Here is a 24,607-nt window from a genome sequence, read left to right on the forward strand (position 1 = left end):
GGGCCCCCCACTCCCCGGGTACGCCCCGCCCCGGCTCGGCCCGCAACAAGTCCGCGGCCGTCCGCAAGCGCCGCCTCACGCTGGGCGCCGCCGCTCTGGTCCTGGTGGCGGCGCTGGCCGTGGGCGGCTGGCTGGCACTGAGCGACGACGACCCGGGCGCACCCGCCCAGGACCCGGGGAACTCGGCACCGGGAACGCCCTGACCCCAGGGCCCGTGAGACGGCGCCGGGCGGCGTCGGCCCCCTCGGGCGCCCCGTCGCCGTACGGCCCGCGAAGGCGCTCGGCACACGGTTGCGGAGTCGTGATCATGCGGCCCGAGGAACGTCCGTGCCGACAGCCGTTACGCTGGACCCGTGGCAGTCGTCGATATTTCCGAAGAGCTGAAGTCCCTCTCCTCGACCATGGGGTCGATCGAGGCCGTCCTGGACCTCGATGCGCTGAGGGCGGACATCGCCGCGCTCGAGGAGCAGGCGGCCGCGCCTTCCCTCTGGGACGACCCCGAGGCGGCGCAGAAGATCACCAGCAAGCTTTCGCACCTTCAGGCCGAGGTCCGCAAGACCGAGGCCCTCCGCGGCCGGATCGACGATCTTGAGGTCCTCTTCGAGCTCGCCCAGGACGAGGGCGACGCCGATGCGCTGGCCGAGGCGGAGTCCGAGCTGGAGTCCGTCAGGAAGGCGCTCGACGAGATGGAGGTCCGTACCCTCCTCTCCGGCGAGTACGACTCCCGCGAGGCCCTGGTCAACATCCGCGCCGAGGCCGGTGGCGTGGACGCGGCCGACTTCGCCGAGAAGCTCCAGCGCATGTACATCCGCTGGGCCGAGCGGCACGGCTACAAGACCGAGGTCTACGAGACGTCGTACGCGGAAGAGGCCGGCATCAAGTCGACCACCTTCGCCGTCCAGGTGCCGTACGCCTACGGCACGCTCTCCGTCGAGCAGGGCACCCACCGGCTCGTCCGGATCTCGCCCTTCGACAACCAGGGCCGCCGCCAGACGTCCTTCGCGGGCGTCGAGGTGCTGCCGGTGGTCGAGCAGACCGACCACATCGAGATCGACGAGTCCGAGCTGCGCGTGGACGTGTACCGCTCGTCGGGCCCGGGTGGCCAGGGCGTCAACACCACGGACTCCGCGGTCCGTCTGACCCACCTCCCGACCGGCATCGTCGTCTCCTGCCAGAACGAGCGCTCGCAGATCCAGAACAAGGCATCCGCGATGAACGTCCTCCAGGCGAAGCTCCTCGAACGCCGACGCCAGGAGGAGCAGGCCAAGATGGACGCCCTCAAGGGGGACGGCGGCAACTCCTGGGGCAACCAGATGCGGTCGTACGTCCTGCACCCGTACCAGATGGTCAAGGACCTGCGTACGGAGTTCGAGATGGGCAACCCGGAAGCGGTCTTCAACGGCGAGATCGACGGCTTCCTGGAGGCGGGCATCCGCTGGCGCAAGCAGCGCGAGAAGTAGCAGGAACAAGCGTCCACGGCGGTGCCGGAAACCCCACGGGGTCTCCGGCACCGCCGTTTTTGTCGGGGGCGGCCGGGGCACGGGCTCTCCACCGAAGGGGAGTTGGGGCTCCTGGTTGCGCGGGTGCTGTGGTGAGTGCGTCACAGTCGTGATTCCGAATGAAGGTCAACTGCTAACGAACCAGTGCATATTGCACGGAACGGCCTTGACGTAGTCCTTAACTGTGGACAGGGTGCTAGGGCAGCATGCGTATGTCTGGGACGGGTGCGAACGGGGGCGGGCGGCATGACCACGGCTCTATGTGGCGCCGCTCGGAGCGAACCCCGGAGAGCCGGGGCCCGCATATGGCTGCTCCACTGACGAGATCAGCTACTGGGGGTAGCAGCACATGACGAAGAAGACGCGAGTCCGCGTCGCGCGGATCGCCGCAGGTGCGGTCATCGCCGCGGGCGCCTCGCTCACCGCCGCCGGTGCGGCTTCGGCGGTCGGCATCGGTGTCGACCTCGGCGTTGTGTCCGCGAAGGCCGAGGTCGACGAGGGCGGTCTGGGTATCGACGCCGACATCAAGTCTCCCGACGGCGAGACGGACGGCGGTGACCTGGGCGGTGTCGACGCGGGCACGGACGCCGGTACCGACGCCGGTACGGACGCGGGCACGGACGCCGGTACCGACGCCGGGACCGACGCGGGCACGGATGCCGGTACGGACGCCGGTACGGATGCCGGTACGGACGCGGGCACGGACGCCGGTACCGACGCCGGGACCGACGCGGGCACGGATGCCGGTACGGACGCGGGCACGGATGCCGGTACGGACGCGGGCACGGACGCCGGTACCGACGCCGGGACCGACGCCGGGACCGACGCGGGCACGGACGCCGGCAACGACAACGGTGGCAACGGCAACAACGGCGGTAACGGCAACAACGGCGGCAACGGCAACGGTGGCCACCAGTCCGGTGGCAACGGCAACAACGGCGGCAACGGTAACGGCGGCAACGGTTCCTCCGGCACCTCCGGCAACGGTGGCACCTCCGGCAACGGCGGTACCACCGGTAACGCCTCCTCCGGCTCCACCACCGGCGGCGACGCCGGCACCTGCACCGTCGACCTCGACGGCGCGAAGTGCGCGGACAACACCACTCCCGACTCCGCCGGCAACCAGCCGGTCGAGCAGGGCAAGGGCAAGGACGAGCTCGCCGAGACCGGTGCCGCCGAGACCACGTTCCTGCTGGTCGGCGCCGCGACGATGATCGCCGGAGGCATCGGCTTCCGGTTCCTGCCGCGCCTGATGAACGGCCGTACGGTCGCCTAAGGGTCACCCGCGGTAACAGATACACAGATACGCACAGAGGGGCCCGGGACGCCGATCGGCATCCCGGGCCCCTCCGCGTACACGTCCGGTGCCTGCGGGCCGGCAGGCGGAGCGTGCGGCTACACGGTCTGGTGCGCCAGCAGCGCCAGCGCGCCCAGGAGCACCACCAGCAGGGCCACCAGCATCGCCGGGTTCAGCCCGGCGAACATTCCCTGCTCCTGTTCCTGCTGCAGCCGCGCACGGCTGGCCCGGCACACGGGGCAGCGGCCCTCGTTGACGGGCGCCGCGCAGTTCGCGCACACCAGTCGGTCATAGGTCATGCGCTTTCCTCCTCCCGCGCGGCGGAGCCGCATACGCTTGCTCTCCGCACAACGCTCAGGGAAACGCAACCGTTCCCCCTACCACTGTGCCAGCTCGCGCGGATTTCGGCGCGGCCCGCCGGACATCGCCTGTTCCGTCGTGCTTCGGACCCGCATCCGGCCGGTACCGTTCCGCCATAAATCGCCCATCCTCGGACGCGCGCCTGCACGCCTCAGTCCAGGTCGCGTATGGTCACGCACACCTACTCCCGGCCGACCGTGGTGCATCCGTGATCCGATTCGACAACGTCTCCAAGACCTACCCGAAGCAGAGCCGTCCCGCTCTACGGGATGTGTCTCTCGATATCGAGAAGGGCGAGTTCGTCTTCCTGGTGGGCTCATCCGGCTCCGGCAAGTCCACCTTCATGCGACTCATCCTCCGCGAGGAGCGCGCCAGCCAGGGCATGGTCCACGTCCTGGGCAAGGACCTCGCGCGCCTGTCCAACTGGAAGGTGCCGCACATGCGCCGCCAGCTGGGCACGGTGTTCCAGGACTTCAGGCTCCTCCCCAACAAGACCGTTGCGGAGAACGTGGCGTTCGCGCAGGAGGTCATCGGCAAGCCGCGCGGTGAGATCCGCAAGGCGGTGCCCCAGGTTCTCGACCTGGTCGGCCTCGGCGGCAAGGAGGACCGGATGCCCGGTGAGCTCTCCGGTGGTGAGCAGCAGCGCGTGGCGATCGCGCGGGCGTTCGTGAACCGCCCCATGCTGCTGATCGCGGACGAGCCGACCGGCAACCTCGACCCGCAGACCTCCGTCGGCATCATGAAGCTGCTGGACCGGATCAACCGGACCGGCACCACCGTGATCATGGCGACCCACGACCAGAACATCGTCGACCAGATGCGCAAGCGCGTCATCGAGCTGGAGCAGGGCCGTCTCGTACGCGACCAGGCCCGCGGCGTCTACGGCTACCAGCACTGAGCATCGAGCACTGAAAGGACGCCATGCGCGCCCAGTTCGTCCTGTCGGAGATCGGCGTCGGCCTCCGTCGCAACCTCACGATGACCTTCGCCGTCGTCGTCTCCGTCGCCCTCTCGCTCGCCCTGTTCGGCGGCGCGCTGCTCATGCGCGAGCAGGTCAGCACGATGAAGGACTACTGGTACGACAAGGTCAACGTCTCGATCTTCCTCTGCAGCAAGAGTGATGTGACCTCGACTCCCAAGTGTGCCAAGGGTGCTGTCACCAAGGAGCAGAGGGAGCAGATCGAGGACGACCTCGAGAAGATGGACGCCGTCCAGACGGTCACGCACGAGACGGCCGACGAGGCGTTCGATCACTACCAGGACCAGTTCGGCGACTCGCCCATGGCGAGCAACATCACGCCGGACCAGATGCAGGAGTCGTTCCGGGTCAAGCTCCACGACCCGAAGAAGTACAAGGTCGTCGCCACCGCCTTCGCCGGCCGTGACGGGGTGCAGTCCGTCCAGGACCAGAGAAGCATCCTGGACAACCTCTTCCAGCTGATGAACGGCATGAACGTGGCCGCCCTCTTCGTGATGGCGCTGATGCTGGTCATCGCGCTGATGCTGATCGTGAACACCGTCCGGGTGTCCGCGTTCAGCCGGCGGCGCGAGACGGGCATCATGCGGCTCGTCGGGGCCTCCGGCTTCTACATCCAGATGCCGTTCATCATGGAGGCCGCGTTCGCCGGTCTCATCGGTGGTGTTCTGGCCTGCGTGATGCTGCTGGCGGGCCGGTACTTCCTGATCGACGGCGGCCTGGCACTCCAGAGCAAGCTGAATCTGATCGACTTCATCGGCTGGGACGCGGTCTTCACCAAGCTGCCCCTGGTCCTGGCAATCGGCTTGCTGATGCCCGCCGTTGCCGCGCTCTTCGCGCTTCGCAAGTACCTCAAGGTGTGACATGCGCCCCTTGGGCGCGCGGCCAACCGGCCGTGCGCCCAGGGGGCGTTGTCCTAGACTCGGCGGCATGTCGGGCCCCACGCAGTGTTTCGGGCCCCGCGGCGTGCGCCGCGGGGCGGCTCTGACATTGGTTTTCGCGAGCGTGCTGGCCACCGGGGCGGTCACCGGTTCGCTGCCGCGCGGCAGCGCGAAGTCCGAGGCCCTCGCGACCCGTTCCGTCGCCTCCACCGTCGACCGTGACGAGGTGGCCGACGCCGCCGCGCGGGCCGTGGCCGACGGCAAGTCCGGCAAGGAGGCGGCCGAGGAGGTCGTCAGCCGCAGCGGCGACCGCTGGGGCGCGGTGTACGACGAGCGGCAGTACGAGGAGTTCGAGCAGGCCCTGGACGGCTCGTACACCGGTGTCGGGCTCGCCGCACAGCGCTCCGCCGACGGGCAGGTCGAGGTGGCCCGGGTGCAGCCCGGCGGCCCCGCCGACCGGGCCGGCATCGAGCCCGGCGACCTGCTCCGCACGATCGACGGCCACCGGGTCGACAAGCGCCCCGTCGCCGAGGTCGTCGCCCTGCTGCGCGGGGACCGTACGGAGGCTGCCGCGGGCAGCACCGTCGTCCTGGGGGTGGGGCGCGGCGCCGAGCTGCGGACCGAGACGCTGCGCCGGGCCAGGCTCACCACCGAGGCCGTGACCGTGCGGCGGATCGGACCGGACCGTTCCGCCTCCGGTTCCACCGCCTCGTCAGGGGCCGTCATGATCGAGGTCGACTCGTTCACCAGGGGCTCGGGCGCCAAGGTCCGTGACGCGGTCCGGGGCGCGCCCTCGGACGCCGGGGTGCTCCTCGATCTCCGCGGCAACTCCGGCGGACTGGTCACCGAGGCCGTCACCGCCGCCTCCGCCTTCCTGGACGGCGGCCTGGTCGCCACGTACGACGTGCACGGCGAGCAGCGTGCCCTCTACGCGCAGCCGGGCGGCGACACCGACCGGCCCCTCGTCGTCCTGGTCGACGGCGGCACGATGAGCGCCGCCGAGCTCCTCACCGGCGCACTCCAGGACCGGGGCCGCGCCGTCACCGTCGGCTCGCGGACCTTCGGCAAGGGCTCGGTCCAGATGCCGAGCAAGCTCCCGGGCGGCTCGGTGGCCGAGCTGACCGTCGGCCACTACCGCACTCCGGCGGGGCGGACGGTCGACGAACGGGGCATAACCCCGGACCTCGCGGTCGGCTCCGGGGCCGAGCAGCGGGCCGAGACAGTATTGAGTGGCCTCGGGGGTGGGTCGTAGTGCGAAAATGGCCGCACTATGGCTAAGGAAAAGGACACAGGGCGCAAGCTCATCGCGCAGAACAAGAAGGCGCGGCACGACTACCACATCCTCGACACCTACGAGTGCGGCCTCGTGCTCATGGGCACCGAGGTCAAGTCGCTGCGGCTGGGCCGGGCCTCCCTGGTGGACGGCTTCGTCCAGATCGACCGGGGCGAGGCATGGCTGCACAACATCCATGTGCCCGAGTACGTGCAGGGGACCTGGACCAACCACTCGGCCAAGCGGAAGCGCAAGCTGCTGATGCACCGGGCCGAGATCGACAAGCTGGAGTCGAAGTCGGGCGAGACGGGTCACACGATCGTGCCGCTCGCGCTGTACTTCAAGGACGGCCGGGTCAAGGTCGAGATCGCGCTCGCCAAGGGCAAGAAGGAGTACGACAAGCGGCAGACCCTCCGCGAGAAGCAGGACCTTCGGGAGACCAACCGTGCGATCTCGGCGGCGCGCAGGCGGCAGCGGAGCGCGTAGGGCGCGGCGCCACCGGGCGACGGCAGGAATAGGCTGGCATCGTCGTGCGTTGGTCACGTACGATGGCACTGCACCTCACAGCGGGTGCGCGCATTGATAAAACAACATGGGGATGATCGGTTTCGACAGCGGATGTCGAAGCAGGGGAAGCGTGTCGAGGAAGCGGCAATGATCTCGTAAACCATATGTCGCAACCAATAATCGCCAACACCAAGCGCGATTCCTTCGCCCTCGCTGCCTAAGTAGCGACTTGCGAAGTGTCAGCCCGGGGGTGATCCCGACCCGGATCCTGGCATCATCAAGGGATCTAAACTTCTAGACCCGGTCACGGGGCCTGGAAGGAAATCAAACAGTGACTGAGCCCGTCGGAGACTTGTTCGCGTGATCTCCGGGGCCGAGAAAAGCGCAGCGAACTGCACACGGAGAAGCCCTGATTCTGCACCGTTGGACGCGGGTTCGATTCCCGCCATCTCCACAATTCCCATGTGAACGAGGACCCCGTTGCCCACCGGCAGCGGGGTCCTCGTCCCTGTGCCGGTCATCGGGTCCGGGGCGTCCGGACCCCGGCCGCCGCGACGGCCAGCGCCAGCCCCGCCGCGCAGACCGGTACGACGTAACCCGTCACCTCCCCCACGTGCTCCACCATCCAGCCGCCGGTCGCCGAACCCGCCGCGATCCCGCCCAGCAGCGCGGTCACGGCCAGCGTCATGCCCTCGTTCAACTGGCCCTCCGGAGTGAGGCGTTGCACCAGCGTCATCCCGGTGACCATGGTCGGCGCCGTCGCCGCACCGGCCAGCAGCAGCGCACCGGCGAGGACGAGCAGCGAGTCGGCCGAGGAGGCGGCGAGCAGCGGCAGCGACATCAGCGCCGTCATTCCCGCCAGACAGCCCAGCAGTCGGCGCCGGATGTCCGCGGCCGGGCGCAGCGATCCGTACAGCAGCCCCGCCGCACACGATCCGGCCGCCTGGAGCGCCAGGATCGCGCCCCCGGCGTGGGCGATCGTGACGACCTCCATCGCGCCGAAGACCGCGCCGGTGGCGAGGAAGGCGGTGAGCAGCGCCGGCATGCCCCGGGTGCGGAGCGGGGAGCCTGCCTGGGTGCGGGGCGCCACCGGCGGTTCGGTGGCGCGCTGGGCGGCGAAGATCAGCACGCCGGTCATCAGCAGGATCGCCCCGACGAGTGTTCCGGCCTCCGGGAACAGCGCCGCGCACAGCAGTGCGGCGAGGGCCGGGCCGAGCATGAAACAGAGTTCGTCCGCGGCCTGTTCGAAGGAGTTCGCGGTGTGCAGGGCGGCCGGGTCGCCCCGGTGCAGGTGGGCCCAGCGGGCCCGGGACATCCCACCGGTGTTGGGGGTGGTGGCGGTCGCGGCGTAGGAGGCGAAGAGGGTCCAGGCCGGGGCGTCGTAGCGCACGCAGAGCAGCAGGGCGATCGAGCCGAGCGCGGCGATCGCGGTGGCGGGCACCGCGACCCTGGCCTGCCCGTACCGGTCGACGAGCCGGGCCGTCCAGGGGGCGACCACCGCCGTGGCGGCGAGGCCGGTCGCGGTGACGGCTCCGGCCAGGGCGTACGAGCCGCGCGACCCGGCGATCATGATGACCGCGCTGACGCTGAACATGCCCATGGGCAGCCGGGCGAGGAGATTGCCCGCGGTGAAGGCGCGGGCGCCCGGAGTGGCGAGCAGCCTGCGGTACGGGTTGGTGGACGCCCGCCGGGCGGGGGCGGTGCGCGGGGCGATGACCAGCAGGTCACCGGAGACGGCGAACAGGGGGCCGGTGGCGGGGGTTCTCTCGTACGGCATGGGCCAAGCCTCGGGGCGCACGGTCCCCGCGGTCCAACACCTTCTCCGTAGCGATTGACGCATCTGTGTTGTAAATTCCGGTGTGGCCTCCTCCGCTGCCGATCCGGGCACCCAGACGCGTACCGCCCATACCCACACCGACCCCCGGCTGCTCCGCGCCTTCGTCGCGGTGGCCGAGGAACTGCACTTCACCCGCGCCGCCGCCCGGCTCTACATCGCCCAGCAGGCGCTGAGCCGCGACATCCGCAGGCTGGAGCGCGAACTGGGCGCGGAGCTGTTCGTACGGACCACCCGGCAGGTCGCCCTCACCTCCGACGGCGAACGGCTCCTGCCGTACGCGCGACGGGTGCTGGACGCGCACGCCGATCTCGCCGCCGCCTTCGCCGACCCCGCGGCCCGGCCGCTCTTCGTCGACCTCAACACCGACGGCATGGCGGCCGCCCGGGTGCTCGCCCGCGCCCGGGAACTGGCCCCGGCGTGCGAGCTCATGGCGCGCTTCGAGAGCGGCCTGACCTGGGCCGCGGGCGAGATCCTCGCCGGGCGGCTCGATGTCTCCTTCGGCCGCGCCGCCGGACTCGACCCCGCGGTACGGGCCCGGCTGGGCATGCAGCCGGTGCGGTACGAGCCGATGGCCGTACTGCTCCCCGACGACCACCCGCTCGCCGCGCGCGAGGCCGTCGCGCTCGACGACCTGGCCGGGGAGACCGTCTACGCGGGCGACGGGAACGCGCGCACGAAGGAGTGGACGGACTTCGCCCGGTTGCTCTTCGCCGAGTGGGGCATCGAACTGGCGCCGCCCGTCCCGCTCGCGATAGGCGTGGCCGAGTTCCAGCGGGTCATGGCCAAGGACCGGAACCCGGTGCTCGCCGTGGTCGACTTCCCTCCGATGCCGGGCACCGTGGTGCGTCCGCTGGTCCGGCCCGTACCGCTCTCGCCGCTCCTGCTGGTCTGGCGCAAGGGGCTGCGCCACCCCGGCCTCGACGCCCTGCGTGAGGCCGCGGCCCGGCTGGGGGCCGAGGAGGGCTGGATGGTGCGTCCGCACGGCAGCTGGCTACCCGGGCCCGACGCGTCCCTGATGCTGAGGCCCGCCTGAGCGCGACCGCCGGTCAACGGCCGGGGGACCGTCACCCGCGCGGTATACCTTCGCCGGACCGGATGGCGCCGTACCTGTGCTTCGCCGGACCGGATTGCGCCGTACCCGTGCCCGGAAAGCCGCTGCTCAGCTGCGCCGGATCATGCTCATGACCGCCCGGTGCCGGCCGACGTAACGGGTGGGAAATACGGGTGAACCAGTCCCGTCACGCATCATTGGCAAGCTCGCCCCTCGGCATCATCGGGCAGCAGCGGACGAGAGCCGGGAAGACCACATGCACGAGGACGAACAGCACGGGCCCCTCACGGGCTTCACCGTCGGGGTCACCGCCGCACGGCGCGCGGAGGAGTTCGGCGCGCTGCTGGAACGACGGGGCGCCACGGTCCTGCATGCGCCCGCCCTGCGGATCGTGCCGCTCGCCGACGACGGCGAACTCCTCGCCGTCACCCGGGGAATCATCGACTCCGTCCCCGACGTCGTGGTCGTCACCACCGCGGTCGGCTTCCGCGGCTGGATCGAGGCCGCCGAGGGCTGGGGCCTCGGTGACCGGCTGTCGGCAGCCCTGGGCGGCGCCGAACTGCTGGCCCGCGGCCCCAAGGTCAAGGGTGCCGTCCGGGCCGCCGGGCTGACCGAGGCGTGGTCACCCGCCTCCGAGTCCATGGCCGAGGTACTGGACCGGCTCCTGGACGAGGGCGTGGCGGGCCGCCGCATCGCCCTCCAACTGCACGGCGAACCCCTCCCCGGCTTCATCGAGTCGCTGCGCGCCGCGGGCGCCGAGGTCCTCGCCGTACCCGTCTACCGCTGGACGGACCCCGAGGACATCGCCCCGCTCGACCGGCTGCTCGACACCACCCTCGCCCGGGGCCTGGACGCCCTCACCTTCACCAGCGCCCCGGCCGCCGCCTCACTGCTCGGCCGGGCCGAGAAACGCGGGCTGCTCCCGGAACTCCTGAGCGCGCTGCGCGACGACGTCCTGGTGGCCTGCGTCGGACCGGTCACCGCCCTGCCACTGCGGGCCCGCGGCATCGGCACCGTCCAGCCGGAACGCTTCCGGCTCGCCCCGCTCGTCCAGCTGCTGTGCCAGGAACTGCCCGCCAGGGCCCCCGCGTTGCCGGTCGCCGGACACCGGGTCGAGATCCGGGGCCATGTCGTGATCGTCGACGGCGAGCCGCGCCCGGTGCCGCCCGCCGGTATGGCGCTGCTGCACACCCTGGCCCGCCGGCCGGGCTGGGTGGTGGCCCGCGCCGACCTGCTGCGCGCACTGCCCGGCGGCGGCACCGACGAGCACGCGGTGGAGACGGCCATGGCGCGGCTGCGTACGGCACTGGGCGCACCCCGGCTCATCCAGACGGTCGTCAAACGCGGCTACCGGCTGGCGCTGGACCCGGCGGCGGACGGCGAGGACTGCTAGCTGGGGCCGTGCTGCCCATCTTGCTGCCGGTCTCGTTGTCAGTCCCGTTTGTTAGAACGGGGACAGACAGGAAAGACCGGTGGAAGGGGGTCCCGTGGGTACCTGGGGCAGCGGGAATTTCGACAGTGACGCGGCTGCGGATCATCTGTCGGGCATCACGGGACGGCTCGTCTCGGAGATCGAGGAGGCGATGGCCGGCGATCCGGTCGGACTGGAGCCCGACGAGTACTACGGCGTCACCGTGCCGTGCAACGTCGAGTTGCTGTGCCTGATCGTGGAGCAGAACCACGTCGGCGCGAGCGTTCCGGAGCCGGCGGTGGTCGAGGGCTGGAAGAAGACGTTCATGGACGTGTGGGAGCGGACCATCGACGGCCTGGAGCCCAAGCAGGAGTACAAGGAGGACAGACGCGCGGAGCTGATCCGCACCTTCGACCGGCTGGCGGCCCTGGCGGAGCAGGAGCACGCGGCGCACTGAGGGGGCGCGGGGCAGGCGCGGGGCCGGAACCGTACCGGGATAACGTGCCGGGATGATCCATGACAGCCACCGGCTCGACGCGGAGGTACGACTCCGTCCCGTCGCCCCGGCCGACGCCGCCTCCCTCGCCGTCTCACTGACCCGCAGCCGCGCGTACATGCAGCCCTGGGAGCCCGTGCGGCCCGACTTCTTCTACACCGAGCAGGGGCAGCGGGAGCGGCTGGCCGGGCTGCTCGCGGACCGCGAAGCGGGGCGGGCGATGTCGTGGGTGCTCGCCGACGAGGAGGACCGCGCGATCGGCGCGTTCAACCTGAACGGCATTGTGCTGGGCCCGTTCCGCAGCGGGACGCTCGGTTACTGGGTCGATGCCGAGTACGCGGGCCGTGGTCTGGCCACGGCCGCCGTGCAGCGGATCTGCGAGGTGGCCAGGGACGGGCTGCGCCTGCACCGGGTCGAGGCGGGGACGGTGCTGGACAACGCCGCCTCGCAGCGGGTGCTCGCCAAGTGCGGCTTCGAGCAGTTCGGGATGGCCCCGCGCTACCTCCACATCAACGGCGAATGGCGCGACCACTGCCTGTTCCAGCGGATCCTGCACGACGGCCCGCCGACGGGCTGAACGACGGGCCGGGGGCGCCACCGGCCGGGGGCGGCTGAACGACGGGTCTGGGGGCGGACGGCTATCGGCCGGGGGCGGACAGCCGCCGGACCCCATGGGCGGTCACCGGGCACCCCCGGCACGCACCCGCACATGGCGGTGCCCGTCCAGCGGCCACGGCGGTCGCGCCGGAAGCACCTCCACGAAGCCGTATCCGCTCTTCTCCGCGACCCGGCAGGACGCCTCGTTGTCCAGCCGGTGCAGCAGCTCCAGCCGCATAAGCCCGTCACCGGCGAACGCCTCGAACGCCCAGTCGCCGAGCGCCTCCAGCGCCAGCGCTGCGACCCCGCGGCCGCGGGCGGGCGCCGCCGTCCAGTAGCCGACCTCCGCGCTGCCGGAGCCCGGTGCGGGGTACTTGAGCGCCACATTGCCGACCGGTTCGCCGCCGAGATCGCGGTCCACCACCGCGAAGCTGAAGCGGCTGCCGGACTCCCGGCCCTCCTGCTGCACCCGCAGCCACTGCTCCGCCCCCGCCTCGTCCGTGACCTGCGTCCGCAGCATGGCGCGCATCCCGGGATCGCGGTACGCCTCGATCAGTGCCGGGACGTCCTCGGGCAGCCAGGGCCGGAGCAGGAGCGGGCCGGCCGAGAGGGTGGTGGTGACGGGATCGCCGTTCATCCGGACACCGTACGGCCCCGCCCACCTGGAGTACGCCACGGCCCCGTGCGCGACGACCCGTGGGGCGGCAGGGGTTCCGGGCGGGCCCCGCGAGGGGCACCCTGGGGGAGACCCGACCGGTGACCCGAGGCGGTGACATGCGCATGGCGGCCGGCAAGAGCTCCTGCGACTGGCGGTTCGACTCCGGTCGGCCCTGCCTCGACCTGGTGGCGACCGGGATCGGAACCACCGGCGCATGTGAACTGCTCGACTGCGCCGAGCGGCTCGCCGACTGGCTGGTCGCCGCCGGACTCGTACCGGGCGGCACCCGTCTCGATGTCGTGGATGAGACCTGGGTGGTGCGCTTCCGGCAGTTGCGGACCGGCGTCGACCGGCTGCTGACGGCCGAGCTCGGCGGTCGCGGTGCCGGGAGCGCCCTGGAACGGGTCAACGCGCTCGCCGCCGAGGCACCACCGGGCCTGCGGGCCGTGCGCGGCAGGAACGGCAAGCTGGTACGGACGCTGAGCGCCGATCCCGAGTGCGGGGCACTGCTGGCCGCCGTCGCCCGCGACGCGGTGGAACTCCTCACCGACCCCGTGGCGCGAGCCGGACTGCGCCGCTGCGAGGCCGACAACTGTCGCCGCGTCTACCTGGACACCTCGCGCGGACGCCGGCGCCGCTGGTGCTCCGGCGAGGTCTGCGGGAACCGGGAGCGGGTTGCCCGGCACCGGCGCCGGGCGGCGGCCGTGGCGATGCCGGACACAGCGGTCGCGGTGCCGGACACGGCCGCCGCGGTGCGGGACGCGGCCGTACCGACGCCGGACGCGGCCGTGCCGTAAGGAAACCTGGGGCCGGTTTGAACGGATCGCGGCCCGCCCCCGTATTCGATGACCGAGGAGCTCCACAGGGTCTCGACCGGGAGGTACGGGTGCGCAAGGATGCGGCCGTGGCCGAGGATCGTCCGCACAGGGCTCGACATCGCGGCGAGCCACCCCCGTCCACGTACGCGTCCACGTCCCAGCCCCCACCCCCGTCCACGTCCTCGTCGCCCTCCGCAGTCCCGGACGAGGAGCTGATGCGGGCGCTCTACCGCGAGCATGCCGGGCCCCTGTTCGCGTACGTGCTCCGCCTGGTCGCCGGTGACCGGCAGCGCGCCGAGGACGTGGTGCAGGAAACGCTCATCCGCGCCTGGAAGAACGCCGGGCGGCTCGGCGGCGCCACCGGATCGGTCCGCCCCTGGCTGGTGACGGTAGCCCGGCGCATCGTCATCGACGGCCACCGCAGCCGGCAGGCCCGGCCGCCCGAGGTCGATCCGGCACCGCTGGAGGCCGTTCCCGCAGAGGACGAGATGGAAAAGGCGCTGTGGCTGATGACGCTCTCCGACGCCCTCGATGATCTGACCCCCGCGCACCGGGAGGCCCTCGTCGAGACCTACTTCAAGGGCCGCACGGTCAGCGAGGCGGCCGAAGTGCTGGGTATCCCGAGCGGGACGGTACGGTCCCGGGTCTTCTACGCACTGCGCTCGATGAAGCTGGCACTGGAGGAGAGGGGGATCACGGCATGAACGACGACCACGAGTGGGAGCCCTTCGGACTCAGGCCGACCAACCCCTCCCGCCTCAGCGATCCCTCCCGCCCCAGCGATCCCTCCCGCCCCAGCGGCTTCTCCCACCCCGGCGGATCTTCCCACCCCAGCGGCCCCCGGAGCCTCAGCGATCCCTCCCGCCTCAGCGATCCCGGGCACGACGCCGTCGGTGCGTACCTCCTCGGTGTCCTCGACGACGCCGAGGCGTCCGCCTTCGAGGCGCACCTGGCCGACTGCGACCTCTGCGCCGCCCGGCTCGACGAGCTCACCGGCCTGGAACCCGTGCTGGCGACGGTCTCCGGGTTCCCGGCCGCGCGACCCGGCGCCGGCCCCGTCCGGTACGTACCGGGGGAGCCCGGCCCCCGCGTGCTGGAGCGACTGGTCCACGAGGTGGCGGCCGGGCGGGCCCGGCGCAGGCGCCGCTCCATGTTCCTGGTGGCGGCGGCAGCGGCGCTGATCATCGGCGGCCCGGTGGTCGCGGTCATGGCGAGCGGCGACGACGGCCCGCCGACGCGGGCGGCCGGCCCGTACCCCACCGGCCCCGCCGAGGACGCCTTCGCGGAGCGGGCGCGGGCCACCGACCCCGTCACCGGGGTCGACGCCACGATCGGCATGGCGGAGAAGCCCTGGGGCACCAGCACCGTACTGGAGCTCAGGAATGTCACGGGCCCGCAGAAATGCCGGCTGATCGCGGTGTCGAAGGCCGGCGAGGAGGAGGTCGTCACCTCCTGGTCCGTACCGGAGTGGGGATACGGCATCGAGGACTCCCCGTACCCGGGCGCGAAATACCCGCTCCGTGTCCACGGCGGCGCGGCCATGGACCGGGGCGACATCGACCATTTCGAGGTGCGCACGTTCGGGGGCAGGCGACTGGTGGAGATCGATGCCTGACCGAGATCCCCGGCGGACCATTTCGATATGCGTGGCAGGTGCGCCGCGGGTCCCCTTTCGCATAGGGTTGACGGCTGCCCAATGCACGTCAGAAGGGGGCCTCGGTGGCCGCGCAGGATGCCGCTGTCGATTCGTTGCGGGACCGGGAAATCGGTGTCGAGCAGGAACATCTCGACCGTGTTTATCACCGCCTTGAGGAGAAGATCCACGAGGCGGAATTTCTCATGAACGACGCCGTCAAGCGCGGCCAGGTCGGTACCCCGGGCGCGCTCGCCGAGCGCGATGCCCAGGTGTTCCGGGCCGGAATCCATCTCAACCGGCTGAACAGCGAGTTCGAGGACTTCCTCTTCGGGAGGATCGATCTGCTGCTCGGCAAGGACGGCGAACGCGGCCCGGACGGCGCGTACACCTCCGTCGAACCGGCCGACGACGCGGTACGCGCCGACCGTGCGGCCGATATCGCGGAGACGCTGCACATCGGCCGGATCGGGGTCCTCGACTCCGACTACGCACCGCTGGTCATCGACTGGCGCGCACCGGCCGCCGCACCGTTCTACCGGTCGACGCCGAAGGAGCCCGGCAGGGTCGTACGCCGCCGGGTCATCCGCTCCAAGGGCCGCAAGGTCCTCGGGGTCGAGGACGACCTGATGCGCCCCGAGCTGACCGCGTACCTGGGCGGCGACACGCTGCCCGTCATCGGCGACGGCGCCCTGATGGCGGCGCTCGGCCAGGCCCGCAGCCACACCATGCGGGACATCGTCTCCTCCATCCAGGCCGAACAGGACCTGGTGATCCGGGCCCCCGCCGCCTCGGTCACCGAGGTCTCCGGCGGCCCCGGCACCGGCAAGACCGCCGTCGCCCTGCACCGCGCCGCGTATCTCCTCTACCAGGACCGGCGGCGTTACGCGGGCGGCATCCTCGTCGTATCGCCGACCCCGCTCCTGGTCGCGTACACCGAAGGTGTGCTGCCCTCGCTGGGCGAGGAGGGGCAGGTCGCGATCCGCGCGGTCGGCTCGCTCTCCGACGAGGCGGCCGGCGTCGAGGGCGCCACCACCTACGACGAACCCGCCGTCGCCCGGATCAAGGGCTCCTCGCGGATGCTCCAGGTGCTGCGCAGGGCGTCCCGCGGCGCGCTGGAACAGCCCGGCACCCCCCGTACAGCGGCGGACCGGGACGGCCAGCTGTCCTTCGGCGAAGGACCGGAGGGACCGGAAGGACCGGAAGGGGCCCCGGTCACCCCCACCCGGCTGCGGGTCGTCGCGTTCGGCGCCCGCGTCGAGCTGAACGCCGACGAACTGCACCGCATCCGGCAGTCCGTCCTCGGCGGCACCGCACCGGTCAACCTGCTGCGCCCGCGCGCCCGCAGACTGCTCCTGGACGCCCTGTGGAACAAGTCCTCGGGCCGGGGCCGCTACACCGACCCCGAACTCGCCGCCGAACTGCGCTCCTCCTTCGACGAGGACGTCTCCACCGAGACGGTCTTCCTCGACTTCCTGAACGCCTGGTGGCCCGAGCTCACCCCGCGCGGGGTGCTTGCCGCGATGGCCGACGAGAAGCGGCTCGGACGCTGGGCCCGCCGGGTCCTCAACCAGGGCGAGGTACGCCGCTTCGCCCGCTCCCTGAAGCGGCTCGACCGTGAGGGGAACGGGCCGCTGTCCGTGCACGACGTGGCCATCCTCGACGAGCTGCAGACGCTGCTGGGCACACCGCACCGGCCGAAGAAGAAGCGCGAACTCGACCCGCTGGACCAGCTCTCCGGTCTGGAGGAGCTGATGCCGCAGCGCGAGGAGACCCAGCGCGAGCGTGCCGAGCGGCTGGCGGCGGAGCGTACGGAGTACGCGCATGTCATCGTCGACGAGGCGCAGGACCTCACGCCCATGCAGTGGCGGATGGTCGGCCGCCGCGGCAGACACGCCACCTGGACGATCGTCGGGGACCCGGCGCAGTCCTCCTGGTCCGATCCGGACGAGGCCGTCCGCGCGCGCGACGAGGCGCTCGGCAACCGGCCGCGCCGCCGCTTCACCCTCACGGTCAACTACCGCAACCCGGCGGAGATCGCCGAGCTGGCCTCGAAGGTCCTGGCGCTGGCGATGCCCGGGATGGAGTCGCCGTCCGCGGTCCGCTCCACCGGTGTGAAGCCGCGCTTCGAGACCGTACGGGACGGCGATCTGGCCGCCTCGGTGCGCGAGGAGGCGCGGCGGCTGCTCGCCGAGGTCGACGGCACGGTGGGTGTGGTCGTCGCGATGAACCGCCGGGCACAGGCCCGCGCCTGGCTCGCCGAGCTCGGCGAGCGGGTGGTGGCGCTGGGCAGCCTGGAGGCGAAGGGCCTGGAGTACGACGCCACGGTGGTCGTCTCGCCCGCGGAGATCGCGGACGAGTCCCCGGCCGGCCTGCGGGTGCTGTACGTGGCGTTGACGCGTGCGACGCAGCAGCTCACGGTGGTCTCGGGGGAGCGGGACCTGCCCGACGAGGCCGGTGTCCCGGACCTGCTGAGGGACTGACACGGGGCGGGCGGAGCCGGCGAGGACCGCGGGCGGAACTGATTTCCGGGTCAACTTGTGCTGTGGGGAATCACTTCTTCGGGGTCTTTGTTAGCCTGGTGTCGGCACCGGCTCGATCCAAGCCCCCGGGCCCAACCTTCGTCGCTACGAGCGACCACTTGCCGCGAGGCGAGCATGGCGGGTCGGTGCCGTTCGACCAAGAAGACGGACCCGCGTCACCTTCCGGTGGCGCGGGTCCGTTCTTGTTTCCGGAGCCTGTTCCTCTGCACGGGGCCGCACGGGCGGTACGGGCGCCCCCGCCCGCGGGCGTAGACGCGGACGTGGCCGATACCGAATCGGGCCTGGACCGCTCGGGGGTTCCGCTGCAGCGGTCATATCTCGTATGGTGGAAACAATTTTCCGAACAGTGGCAGTCATTACCGGCTACCGGCCAGTAGGTGCGACGATCGGGAAGCGTGTCCGAGGTGAGCGCCCCGGTCGCGCGGCAATGAAGCTAAGGAAAGCGAAGGACTCGGCCATGGCAACGGCGCCCAGCGTCTCGTACTCGATGACGGTCAGGCTGGAGGTGCCCGCGAGCGGCACAGCGGTCTCCCAGCTCACCACGGCCGTGGAGTCCTCCGGCGGATCGGTCACCGGCCTCGACGTGACCGCCTCCGGTCACGAGAAGCTGCGGATCGACGTCACCATCGCGGCCACCTCCACCTCGCACGCCGACGAGATCGTCGAGGGCCTGCGCGCCATCGAGGGCGTCGTCCTGGGCAAGGTCTCCGACCGTACGTTCCTGATGCACCTCGGCGGCAAGATCGAGATGGCGTCCAAGCACCCCATCCGCAACCGTGACGATCTCTCGATGATCTACACCCCGGGCGTGGCCCGGGTCTGCATGGCGATCGCCGAGAACCCCGAGGACGCACGCCGCCTCACCATCAAGCGCAACTCCGTCGCAGTTGTGACGGACGGCTCCGCCGTGCTCGGCCTCGGCAACATCGGCCCGAAGGCCGCCCTCCCGGTGATGGAGGGCAAGGCGGCCCTCTTCAAGCGGTTCGCCGGCATCGACGCCTGGCCGATCTGCCTGGACACCCAGGACAGCGACGCCATCGTCGAGATCGTCAAGGCGATCGCTCCCGGCTTCGCGGGCATCAACCTGGAGGACATCTCCGCACCCCGCTGCTTCGAGATCGAGGCACGGCTGCGCGAGGCCCTGGACATCCCGGTCTTCCACGACGACCAGCACGGCACCGCGATCGTCGTGCTGGCCGCGCTGACCAACGCACTGCGCGTGGTGGGCAAGGGAATCGGGGACGTACGGGTCGTCATGTCCGGCGCCGGAGCGGCCGGTACGGCCATCCTGAAGCTCCTCATCGCCGCCGGCGTCAAGCACGCCGTCGTCGCCGACATCCACGGTGTGGTGCACGCCGGCCGCGAGGACCTCGTCTCCGCCGACGCCGACTCGCCGCTGCGCTGGATCGCCGACAACACCAACCCGGAGTCCGTCACCGGCACCCTCAAGCAGGCGGTCGTGGGCGCCGACGTCTTCATCGGCGTCTCCGCCCCGAACGTGCTGGACGGCGCCGATGTCGCGGCCATGGCCGAGGGTGCGATCGTGTTCGCGCTCGCGAACCCGGACCCCGAGGTGGACCCGGCAATCGCACGCCAGACGGCGGCAGTTGTCGCCACCGGGCGCTCCGACTTCCCGAACCAGATCAACAACGTGCTGGTCTTCCCGGGTGTCTTCCGCGGTCTGCTGGACGCCCAGTCCCGCACCGTCAACACGGACATGATGCTCGCTGCGGCCGGCGCCCTCGCCGATGTGGTCGCCGAGGACGAGCTGAACGCGAACTACATCATCCCGTCGGTCTTCAACGACCGGGTCGCGGGCGCGGTCGCCGGCGCCGTCCGGGACGCCGCGAAGGCGGCCGGTGGTGCCGTGGCGCCCTCGGGCGACCTCGGCTGACCCGGCTCCGCCCCCAGGACCCGGCACGGCTCCTGCCGGCGCCGTCCGCACCGGCGGCGCCCCATGTCCGTCCGGCCTACGGCGCGTCGCGGGTCGCGGCGCCCCAAACGCCCCTTTAGGGTGGGCGGGCGGCGCGTCCCGCTCAAGCCTCGCATCCACTGCGGAACGCTTTCGGGGAGTCGACGGAACGTCACCACGAGGAGGCGGTGGCGCTTTTCGTGTGACTCCGGAGGGTGCCGGATTGGCGTTACCGCCGCAGGTGGGGGCAGGATGCGTAATCGGGCGCGAGGGTCTGACGACAGACCCGGGTCCGGGGACTGTCCGAGGGCCCTGGCAGCATCGGCTTCGATCTCACGCCTCACAGGCAAGAAGAACACGGGAGTAACAACATGAACCGCAGTGAGCTGGTGGCCGCCCTGGCCGACCGCGCCGAGGTGACTCGCAAGGACGCCGACGCCGTGCTGGCCGCGCTCGCCGAGACCGTCGGTGAGATCGTCGCCAAGGGCGACGAGAAGGTCACCATCCCCGGCTTCCTGACCTTCGAGCGCACCCACCGTGCCGCTCGCACCGCTCGTAACCCGCAGACCGGCGACCCGATCAACATCCCGGCCGGCTACAGCGTGAAGGTCTCCGCGGGCTCCAAGCTCAAGGAAGCCGCCAAGGGCAAGTAAGCCCCACAGGCGCACCGAAGGGCGGTCACCCCACCAGGGTGACCGCCCTTCGGTGTACCGGCCCGAGAGGCCCCGTTCTGGGCCTCTACGGCCCGGTATCGAGGGACCGGGACCCGGGAACGACGGAACGGGGGCCCGGGGCAGCGCCCCGAACCCCCGTCAGCAGCCGTCCGGCGCCCGGTCTCAGACCAGCGCCCCGCCCGGCAGCTCGACCTTCGCGCCCAGCTTCTCCAGCTTCTCCATGAAGTTCTCGTAGCCGCGGTTGATCAGGTCGATGCCGTGCACCCGCGACGTGCCCTGCGCCGCCAGCGCGGCGATCAGGTACGAGAAACCGCCGCGCAGGTCCGGGATGACCAGGTCCGCGCCCTGCAGCCGCGTCGGCCCGGACACGACCGCCGAGTGCAGGAAGTTGCGCTGGCCGAAGCGGCAGTCGGAGCCGCCCAGGCACTCGCGGTAGAGCTGGATGTGCGCGCCCATCTGGTTGAGCGCGGAGGTGAATCCGAGCCGCGACTCGTACACCGTCTCGTGGACGATGGACAGGCCCGTGGCCTGCGTCAGGGCCACCACCAGCGGCTGCTGCCAGTCGGTCTGGAAACCGGGGTGCACGTCCGTCTCCAGGGCGATGGCGTTCAGCGCGCCGCCCGGGTGCCAGAAGCGGATGCCCTCGTCGTCGATCTCGAAGGCGCCGCCGACCCGGCGGAAGGTGTTGAGGAACGTCATCATCGAGCGCTGCTGTGCGCCCCGTACGTAGATGTTGCCCTCGGTGGCCAGCGCCGCGGACGCCCAGGAGGCCGCCTCCAGGCGGTCCGGGATCGCCCGGTGCGTATAACCGTCCAGCCGGTCGACACCCGTGATCCGGATCGTCCGGTCGGTGTCCATCGAGATGATCGCGCCCATCTTCTGCAGCACGCAGATGAGGTCCTCGATCTCCGGCTCCACGGCCGCGTTGGACAGCTCGGTGACACCCTCGGCGAGCACGGCCGTCAGCAGCACCTGCTCGGTGGAGCCCACCGAGGGGTACGGCAGCCGGATCTTCGTGCCGCGCAGCCGCTGCGGGGCCTCCAGGTACTGGCCGTCCGCCCGCTTCTCGATGGTCGCGCCGAACTGCCGCAGCACGTCGAAGTGGAAGTCGATCGGCCGGCCGCCGATGTCGCAGCCGCCGAGCCCCGGGATGAACGCGTGGCCGAGCCGGTGCAGCAGCGGGCCGCAGAAGAGGATCGGGATGCGCGACGAGCCCGCGTGGGCGTCGATGTCGGCGACGTTGGCGCTCTCCACATGGGTCGGGTCCAGGATCAGCTCGCCCGGTTCGTCACCGGGCCGGACCGTCACACCGTGCAGCTGAAGCAGCCCCCGGACCACCCGCACGTCGCGGATGTCGGGCACATTGCGCAGCCGGCTGGGCCCGCTGCCGAGCAGCGCGGCGACCATCGCCTTCGGCACCAGGTTCTTGGCGCCTCTGACGCGGATCTCGCCCTCCAGCGGGGTTCCGCCGTGGACAAGCAGGACATCGTCTGTGCCGGTCATGAATCTCGCGTTCCGGAGTGGTCGGGCAGGGGGCCAAACGAAAGAGTAATGGCCCACCGCCCCCGTTCCGTAAGAGAACAGGGGGTGTACGAACGTCATGAATCCGCCACAACACGCTCTGCTTCCCCGGTCTTGCGGAGGGTTACCGTCCGCTAGGCCCTCCGGATGGCGCGCTCCCCGTGCCCCCGTGCGCCCTGAGCTGCGCTGCGGCCCACCCGATGACCGGGCGGTCCACTTGGTCCCCGCGGCGGGCGGAGATGCGGGATCATTTCTGCCATGACCGAGGTGTCCTCGCTCACAGGGCGACTGCTCGTGGCCACACCCGCGCTCGCGGATCCGAATTTCGACCGCGCGGTGGTGCTGCTCCTCGACCACGACGAGGAGGGCTCACTCGGCGTGGTCCTGAACCGGCCGACCCCGGTGGGCGTCGGTGACATCCTCACGCCCTGGGCCGGCCTGGCCGGTGAGCCGGACGTCGTCTTCCAGGGCGGCCCGGTCTCGCTCGACTCGGCGCTCGGGGTGGCCGTGATCCCCGGTGACGAGGGGCCGCTCGGCTGGCGCCGGGTGTACGGGGCGATCGGTCTGGTGGACCTGGAGGCGCCGCCGGAGCTGCTGGCCGCGGCGCTCGGCTCGCTGCGGATCTTCGCCGGGTACGCGGGCTGGGGACCCGGACAGCTGGAGACCGAACTGACCGAGGGCGCCTGGTACGTGGTCGAGTCCGAACCCGGGGACGTCTCCTCCCCGCGTCCGGAACACCTCTGGCGCGCGGTCCTGCGCCGTCAGCGCAGCGAACTGGCGATGATCGCCACGTATCCGGACGACCCTTCGCTGAACTGAAGCTCCCGGCTGTCGGTACCCTTGGCGGTTATGAGCACTCTTGAGCCCGAGCGCGGGGCAGGTACCGGAACCCTCGTGGAGCCGACGCCGCAGGTGTCGAACGGCGACGGCGACCACGAGCGCTACGCCCATTACGTCCAGAAGGACAAGATCATGGCGAGTGCCCTGGAGGGCACCCCCGTGGTCGCACTGTGCGGGAAGGTCTGGGTACCGGGGCGCGACCCCAAGAAGTACCCGGTCTGTCCCATGTGCAAGGAGATCTACGAGTCCATGGGCGCCGGTGGCGACAAGGACAAGGGCAAGGGCGGCAAGGACAAGAAGTAGTCCGGAGCCGTCCGGCGATCATTGCTTCGGGCCCCCGGGGCGCGCGTTCGACGCGCGCCCCGGGGGCCCTCTGCGTTGCACGGGCTGCTCCACCGGGTCACAGAGTGGTAGAGACCACTTGTCGGCGTCTGTGGGCGCACCTACTCTCCTGCCAGTTGTGCGGAACGAAACGTGTGTTGCGCATGTTGCAACGCCTATCGGTAGGGGGTTCCAGGATGAAGCTGTCTGCCCGAATTGCCGCCCCGGTCGCGGCGCTTGTGCTGGCGGGTCTCACCGCCACCGCCTGTGCGCCGCAGACCTCCGACACCGGAGCCGAGGGGGACGAGAAGACCGGCACGCTGCGTGTCTGGCTGTTCCAGGAGGTCGGCAACAAGCCCAAGGAGCAGGTCGTCGACGCGGCGGTCGCCGACTTCGAGAAGGCCCACAAGGGTGCGAAGGCCGAGATCGAGTACATACCGGTCGACACCCGGGCGCAGCGCATCAAGGCAGCGTTCAACGACCCCAAGAGCGCCCCGGACCTCATCGAGTACGGCAACACCGACACCGCCGGATACGTCAAGGACGGCGGACTGGCCGATGTGAGCGCCGAGTTCGCCGCCTGGGACGAGGCCAAGGACACCGACCCGACCGCCAAGCAGTCCGTGACGGTCGGCGGCAAGATCTACGGAGCCCCGCTCTTCGTCGGCGTACGGGCGCTGTACTACCGCACGGACGTCTTCGAGGAGCTGGGGATCGAGGCCCCCAAGTCCCAGGCCGAGCTGATCTCCACCGCGAAGAAGATCCACAAGAAGAAGCCGGACCTGTACGGGCTCGCGGTCGGCGGGGCGTACACCTACGGCGCGATGCCGTTCATCTGGGCGGGCGGCGGCGAACTCGCCGACGAGAACGGCGGTACGTACAAGGCGGCCATCAACAGCGACCAGGCCCGCAAGGGCATCGAGGCCTACACCTCGCTCTTCGGCGACGACAACTGCCCGGCCGCCAAGTGCGCGGCCATGGGCGGCAACGCGACCGTCACCGCTTTCGCCTCCGGCAAGGCCGCCATGGCGATCGGCGGCGACTTCAGCCACGCGGCCGTCGAGGCGGGCTCGGTGAGGGGCAAGTACGCGGTGGTGCCGCTGCCCGGCCTCGCCGCGGGCTCCGTGGCCCCCGCGTTCGCGGGCGGGAACAACATCGGCGTACTGAAGAGCAGTTCGCACCGCACCCTTGCCGGGGACCTGATGAAGTCGCTGACCGGCAAGCAGACCCAGACGAAGATGTTCGACGCGATGGGCTTCCTGCCGACGTACACCGACGTACGGGCCGCGGCCGCGAAGAAGGAGCCGTTCGTCGAGCCGTTCGTCAAGACGCTCGGGGCGGGCGCGAAGTTCGTCCCGGCCTCGCCGGGCTGGGGCCGGATAGACTCCTCGCTGATCCTGCCGACGATGTTCCAGGAGATCGTCAGCGGCCGCAAGGACGTGGCGAAGGCCTCGGACGACGCGGCGAAGAAGATGGACGCGGCGTTCGCCGACGCGGGCTGA

Annotated in this window: 23 protein-coding genes, 1 other RNA gene and 1 pseudogene; 21 read left to right on the forward strand and 4 right to left on the reverse strand. The window is 71.0% G+C overall.

Annotation, left to right across the window (positions count from 1 at the left end; translation table 11 throughout):
• The 3 genes and pseudogenes from ABZY11_RS06220 to ABZY11_RS06230 form a co-directional block, all read left to right on the forward strand.
• Positions 1 to 203 (forward strand): annotated as a pseudogene (locus ABZY11_RS06220) (serine/threonine protein kinase); the annotation flags it as partial.
• 150 nt (positions 204 to 353) lie between these two features.
• Positions 354 to 1,460: a peptide chain release factor 2 gene (gene prfB, locus ABZY11_RS06225; protein ID WP_124723230.1), complete on the forward strand. Its 1,107-nt coding sequence runs from the start codon at positions 354 to 356 to the stop codon at positions 1,458 to 1,460.
• Between the two features lie 388 nt (positions 1,461 to 1,848).
• On the forward strand, positions 1,849 to 2,775 hold the full coding sequence (locus ABZY11_RS06230; RefSeq protein WP_356477984.1) for a hypothetical protein: 927 nt from the start codon (positions 1,849 to 1,851) through the stop codon (positions 2,773 to 2,775).
• A gap of 119 nt (positions 2,776 to 2,894) precedes the next feature.
• Here the strand turns inward: ABZY11_RS06230 and ABZY11_RS06235 are convergent, their stop codons facing one another.
• Entirely contained in the window at positions 2,895 to 3,095 is a 201-nt protein-coding gene (locus ABZY11_RS06235; RefSeq protein ID WP_072484166.1) for a hypothetical protein, read from the reverse strand.
• Between the two features lie 269 nt (positions 3,096 to 3,364).
• On the opposite strand from ABZY11_RS06235, the gene ftsE reads away from it, so the two are divergent.
• From ftsE to ssrA, 5 genes are all read left to right on the forward strand, one after another.
• Positions 3,365 to 4,054, forward strand: coding sequence for a cell division ATP-binding protein FtsE (gene ftsE / locus ABZY11_RS06240; protein WP_124723233.1), 690 nt, complete (start codon positions 3,365 to 3,367; stop codon positions 4,052 to 4,054).
• 23 nt (positions 4,055 to 4,077) lie between these two features.
• On the forward strand, positions 4,078 to 4,995 hold the full coding sequence (gene ftsX / locus ABZY11_RS06245) for a permease-like cell division protein FtsX (protein WP_356477985.1): 918 nt from the start codon (positions 4,078 to 4,080) through the stop codon (positions 4,993 to 4,995).
• Between the two features lie 67 nt (positions 4,996 to 5,062).
• Positions 5,063 to 6,265, forward strand: coding sequence for a S41 family peptidase (locus ABZY11_RS06250; protein WP_356477986.1), 1,203 nt, complete (start codon positions 5,063 to 5,065; stop codon positions 6,263 to 6,265).
• A gap of 18 nt (positions 6,266 to 6,283) precedes the next feature.
• On the forward strand, positions 6,284 to 6,772 hold the full coding sequence (gene smpB / locus ABZY11_RS06255; protein ID WP_356477987.1) for an SsrA-binding protein SmpB: 489 nt from the start codon (positions 6,284 to 6,286) through the stop codon (positions 6,770 to 6,772).
• Between the two features lie 108 nt (positions 6,773 to 6,880).
• Positions 6,881 to 7,250: a transfer-messenger RNA gene (gene ssrA, locus ABZY11_RS06260) on the forward strand.
• Positions 7,251 to 7,310: 60 nt separating this feature from the next.
• On the opposite strand, the gene ABZY11_RS06265 is transcribed toward ssrA, so the two are convergent.
• Entirely contained in the window at positions 7,311 to 8,570 is a 1,260-nt protein-coding gene (locus ABZY11_RS06265; RefSeq protein WP_356477988.1) for an MFS transporter, read from the reverse strand.
• 82 nt (positions 8,571 to 8,652) lie between these two features.
• On the opposite strand from ABZY11_RS06265, the gene ABZY11_RS06270 reads away from it, so the two are divergent.
• From ABZY11_RS06270 to ABZY11_RS06285, 4 genes are all read left to right on the forward strand, one after another.
• On the forward strand, positions 8,653 to 9,663 hold the full coding sequence (locus ABZY11_RS06270; protein WP_356477989.1) for a LysR family transcriptional regulator: 1,011 nt from the start codon (positions 8,653 to 8,655) through the stop codon (positions 9,661 to 9,663).
• Positions 9,664 to 9,937: 274 nt separating this feature from the next.
• Complete coding sequence (locus tag ABZY11_RS06275; RefSeq protein ID WP_356477990.1) at positions 9,938 to 11,074, forward strand: uroporphyrinogen-III synthase; 1,137 nt, start codon at positions 9,938 to 9,940, stop codon at positions 11,072 to 11,074.
• Between the two features lie 94 nt (positions 11,075 to 11,168).
• Positions 11,169 to 11,549, forward strand: a complete 381-nt coding sequence (locus ABZY11_RS06280) for a DUF4259 domain-containing protein (protein WP_356477991.1) — start codon at positions 11,169 to 11,171, stop codon at positions 11,547 to 11,549.
• Between the two features lie 52 nt (positions 11,550 to 11,601).
• A complete protein-coding gene (locus ABZY11_RS06285; RefSeq protein WP_356477992.1) occupies positions 11,602 to 12,165 on the forward strand; it encodes a GNAT family protein in 564 nt (187 codons plus the stop codon).
• Between the two features lie 102 nt (positions 12,166 to 12,267).
• On the opposite strand, the gene ABZY11_RS06290 is transcribed toward ABZY11_RS06285, so the two are convergent.
• Positions 12,268 to 12,822 (reverse strand): GNAT family N-acetyltransferase, encoded by a 555-nt coding sequence (locus ABZY11_RS06290; protein ID WP_356477993.1) that lies wholly within the window; start codon positions 12,820 to 12,822, stop codon positions 12,268 to 12,270.
• Positions 12,823 to 12,965: 143 nt separating this feature from the next.
• Between ABZY11_RS06290 and ABZY11_RS06295 the strand changes: the two genes are divergently transcribed.
• The 6 genes from ABZY11_RS06295 (at position 12,966) to ABZY11_RS06320 (ending at position 20,402) form a co-directional block, all read left to right on the forward strand.
• A complete protein-coding gene (locus tag ABZY11_RS06295) occupies positions 12,966 to 13,640 on the forward strand; it encodes a CGNR zinc finger domain-containing protein (RefSeq protein ID WP_356478049.1) in 675 nt (224 codons plus the stop codon).
• Between the two features lie 89 nt (positions 13,641 to 13,729).
• Positions 13,730 to 14,365 carry a sigma-70 family RNA polymerase sigma factor gene (locus ABZY11_RS06300; protein ID WP_356477994.1) on the forward strand — a complete coding sequence of 212 codons (636 nt, stop codon included), beginning with the start codon at positions 13,730 to 13,732 and terminating at the stop codon, positions 14,363 to 14,365.
• Positions 14,362 to 15,276, forward strand: coding sequence for a zf-HC2 domain-containing protein (locus ABZY11_RS06305; RefSeq protein ID WP_356477995.1), 915 nt, complete (start codon positions 14,362 to 14,364; stop codon positions 15,274 to 15,276). The genes ABZY11_RS06300 and ABZY11_RS06305 overlap by 4 nt, the downstream gene beginning before the upstream one ends.
• 104 nt (positions 15,277 to 15,380) lie before the next feature.
• The gene (locus tag ABZY11_RS06310; protein ID WP_356477996.1) at positions 15,381 to 17,777 is read left to right on the forward strand and encodes a UvrD-helicase domain-containing protein; all 2,397 of its coding nucleotides are present in this window, start codon (positions 15,381 to 15,383) and stop codon (positions 17,775 to 17,777) included.
• Positions 17,778 to 18,294: 517 nt separating this feature from the next.
• Entirely contained in the window at positions 18,295 to 19,731 is a 1,437-nt protein-coding gene (locus ABZY11_RS06315; RefSeq protein WP_356477997.1) for an NAD-dependent malic enzyme, read from the forward strand.
• 389 nt (positions 19,732 to 20,120) lie between these two features.
• Entirely contained in the window at positions 20,121 to 20,402 is a 282-nt protein-coding gene (locus ABZY11_RS06320) for an HU family DNA-binding protein (RefSeq protein WP_003968811.1), read from the forward strand.
• Between the two features lie 183 nt (positions 20,403 to 20,585).
• Here ABZY11_RS06320 and murA read toward each other — a convergent pair whose 3' ends face one another.
• Positions 20,586 to 21,926: a UDP-N-acetylglucosamine 1-carboxyvinyltransferase gene (gene murA, locus ABZY11_RS06325; protein ID WP_326765864.1), complete on the reverse strand. Its 1,341-nt coding sequence runs from the start codon at positions 21,924 to 21,926 to the stop codon at positions 20,586 to 20,588.
• A gap of 276 nt (positions 21,927 to 22,202) precedes the next feature.
• Here murA and ABZY11_RS06330 point away from each other — a divergent pair, with 276 nt between their 5' ends.
• The 3 genes from ABZY11_RS06330 to ABZY11_RS06340 all read left to right on the forward strand — a co-directional run bounded on the left by ABZY11_RS06330 (position 22,203) and on the right by ABZY11_RS06340 (position 24,607).
• The gene (locus ABZY11_RS06330; protein ID WP_356477998.1) at positions 22,203 to 22,763 is read left to right on the forward strand and encodes a YqgE/AlgH family protein; all 561 of its coding nucleotides are present in this window, start codon (positions 22,203 to 22,205) and stop codon (positions 22,761 to 22,763) included.
• Positions 22,764 to 22,793: 30 nt separating this feature from the next.
• Positions 22,794 to 23,087, forward strand: a complete 294-nt coding sequence (locus tag ABZY11_RS06335; protein ID WP_072484142.1) for a DUF3039 domain-containing protein — start codon at positions 22,794 to 22,796, stop codon at positions 23,085 to 23,087.
• Between the two features lie 215 nt (positions 23,088 to 23,302).
• Entirely contained in the window at positions 23,303 to 24,607 is a 1,305-nt protein-coding gene (locus ABZY11_RS06340) for an extracellular solute-binding protein (protein ID WP_356477999.1), read from the forward strand.

The organism is Streptomyces sp. NPDC006510 (genome assembly GCF_040611955.1).
GTDB lineage: Bacteria > Actinomycetota > Actinomycetes > Streptomycetales > Streptomycetaceae > Streptomyces.

Excerpts from the sequence above, each read along its gene's own strand:
- ABZY11_RS06230 (WP_356477984.1), top strand. The coding sequence starts at position 1,849 with ATGACGAAGAAGACGCGAGTCCGCGTCGCGCGGATCGCCGCAGGTGCG.
- ABZY11_RS06235 (WP_072484166.1), bottom strand. The coding sequence starts at position 3,095 with ATGACCTATGACCGACTGGTGTGCGCGAACTGCGCGGCGCCCGTCAAC.
- ftsX (WP_356477985.1), top strand. The coding sequence starts at position 4,078 with ATGCGCGCCCAGTTCGTCCTGTCGGAGATCGGCGTCGGCCTCCGTCGC.
- ABZY11_RS06250 (WP_356477986.1), top strand. The coding sequence starts at position 5,063 with ATGTCGGGCCCCACGCAGTGTTTCGGGCCCCGCGGCGTGCGCCGCGGG.
- smpB (WP_356477987.1), top strand. The coding sequence starts at position 6,284 with ATGGCTAAGGAAAAGGACACAGGGCGCAAGCTCATCGCGCAGAACAAG.
- ABZY11_RS06265 (WP_356477988.1), bottom strand. The coding sequence starts at position 8,570 with ATGCCGTACGAGAGAACCCCCGCCACCGGCCCCCTGTTCGCCGTCTCC.
- ABZY11_RS06275 (WP_356477990.1), top strand. The coding sequence starts at position 9,938 with ATGCACGAGGACGAACAGCACGGGCCCCTCACGGGCTTCACCGTCGGG.
- ABZY11_RS06285 (WP_356477992.1), top strand. The coding sequence starts at position 11,602 with ATGATCCATGACAGCCACCGGCTCGACGCGGAGGTACGACTCCGTCCC.
- ABZY11_RS06290 (WP_356477993.1), bottom strand. The coding sequence starts at position 12,822 with ATGAACGGCGATCCCGTCACCACCACCCTCTCGGCCGGCCCGCTCCTG.
- ABZY11_RS06295 (WP_356478049.1), top strand. The coding sequence starts at position 12,966 with ATGGCGGCCGGCAAGAGCTCCTGCGACTGGCGGTTCGACTCCGGTCGG.
- ABZY11_RS06305 (WP_356477995.1), top strand. The coding sequence starts at position 14,362 with ATGAACGACGACCACGAGTGGGAGCCCTTCGGACTCAGGCCGACCAAC.
- ABZY11_RS06315 (WP_356477997.1), top strand. The coding sequence starts at position 18,295 with ATGGCAACGGCGCCCAGCGTCTCGTACTCGATGACGGTCAGGCTGGAG.
- ABZY11_RS06320 (WP_003968811.1), top strand. The coding sequence starts at position 20,121 with ATGAACCGCAGTGAGCTGGTGGCCGCCCTGGCCGACCGCGCCGAGGTG.
- murA (WP_326765864.1), bottom strand. The coding sequence starts at position 21,926 with ATGACCGGCACAGACGATGTCCTGCTTGTCCACGGCGGAACCCCGCTG.
- ABZY11_RS06330 (WP_356477998.1), top strand. The coding sequence starts at position 22,203 with ATGACCGAGGTGTCCTCGCTCACAGGGCGACTGCTCGTGGCCACACCC.
- ABZY11_RS06335 (WP_072484142.1), top strand. The coding sequence starts at position 22,794 with ATGAGCACTCTTGAGCCCGAGCGCGGGGCAGGTACCGGAACCCTCGTG.
- ABZY11_RS06340 (WP_356477999.1), top strand. The coding sequence starts at position 23,303 with ATGAAGCTGTCTGCCCGAATTGCCGCCCCGGTCGCGGCGCTTGTGCTG.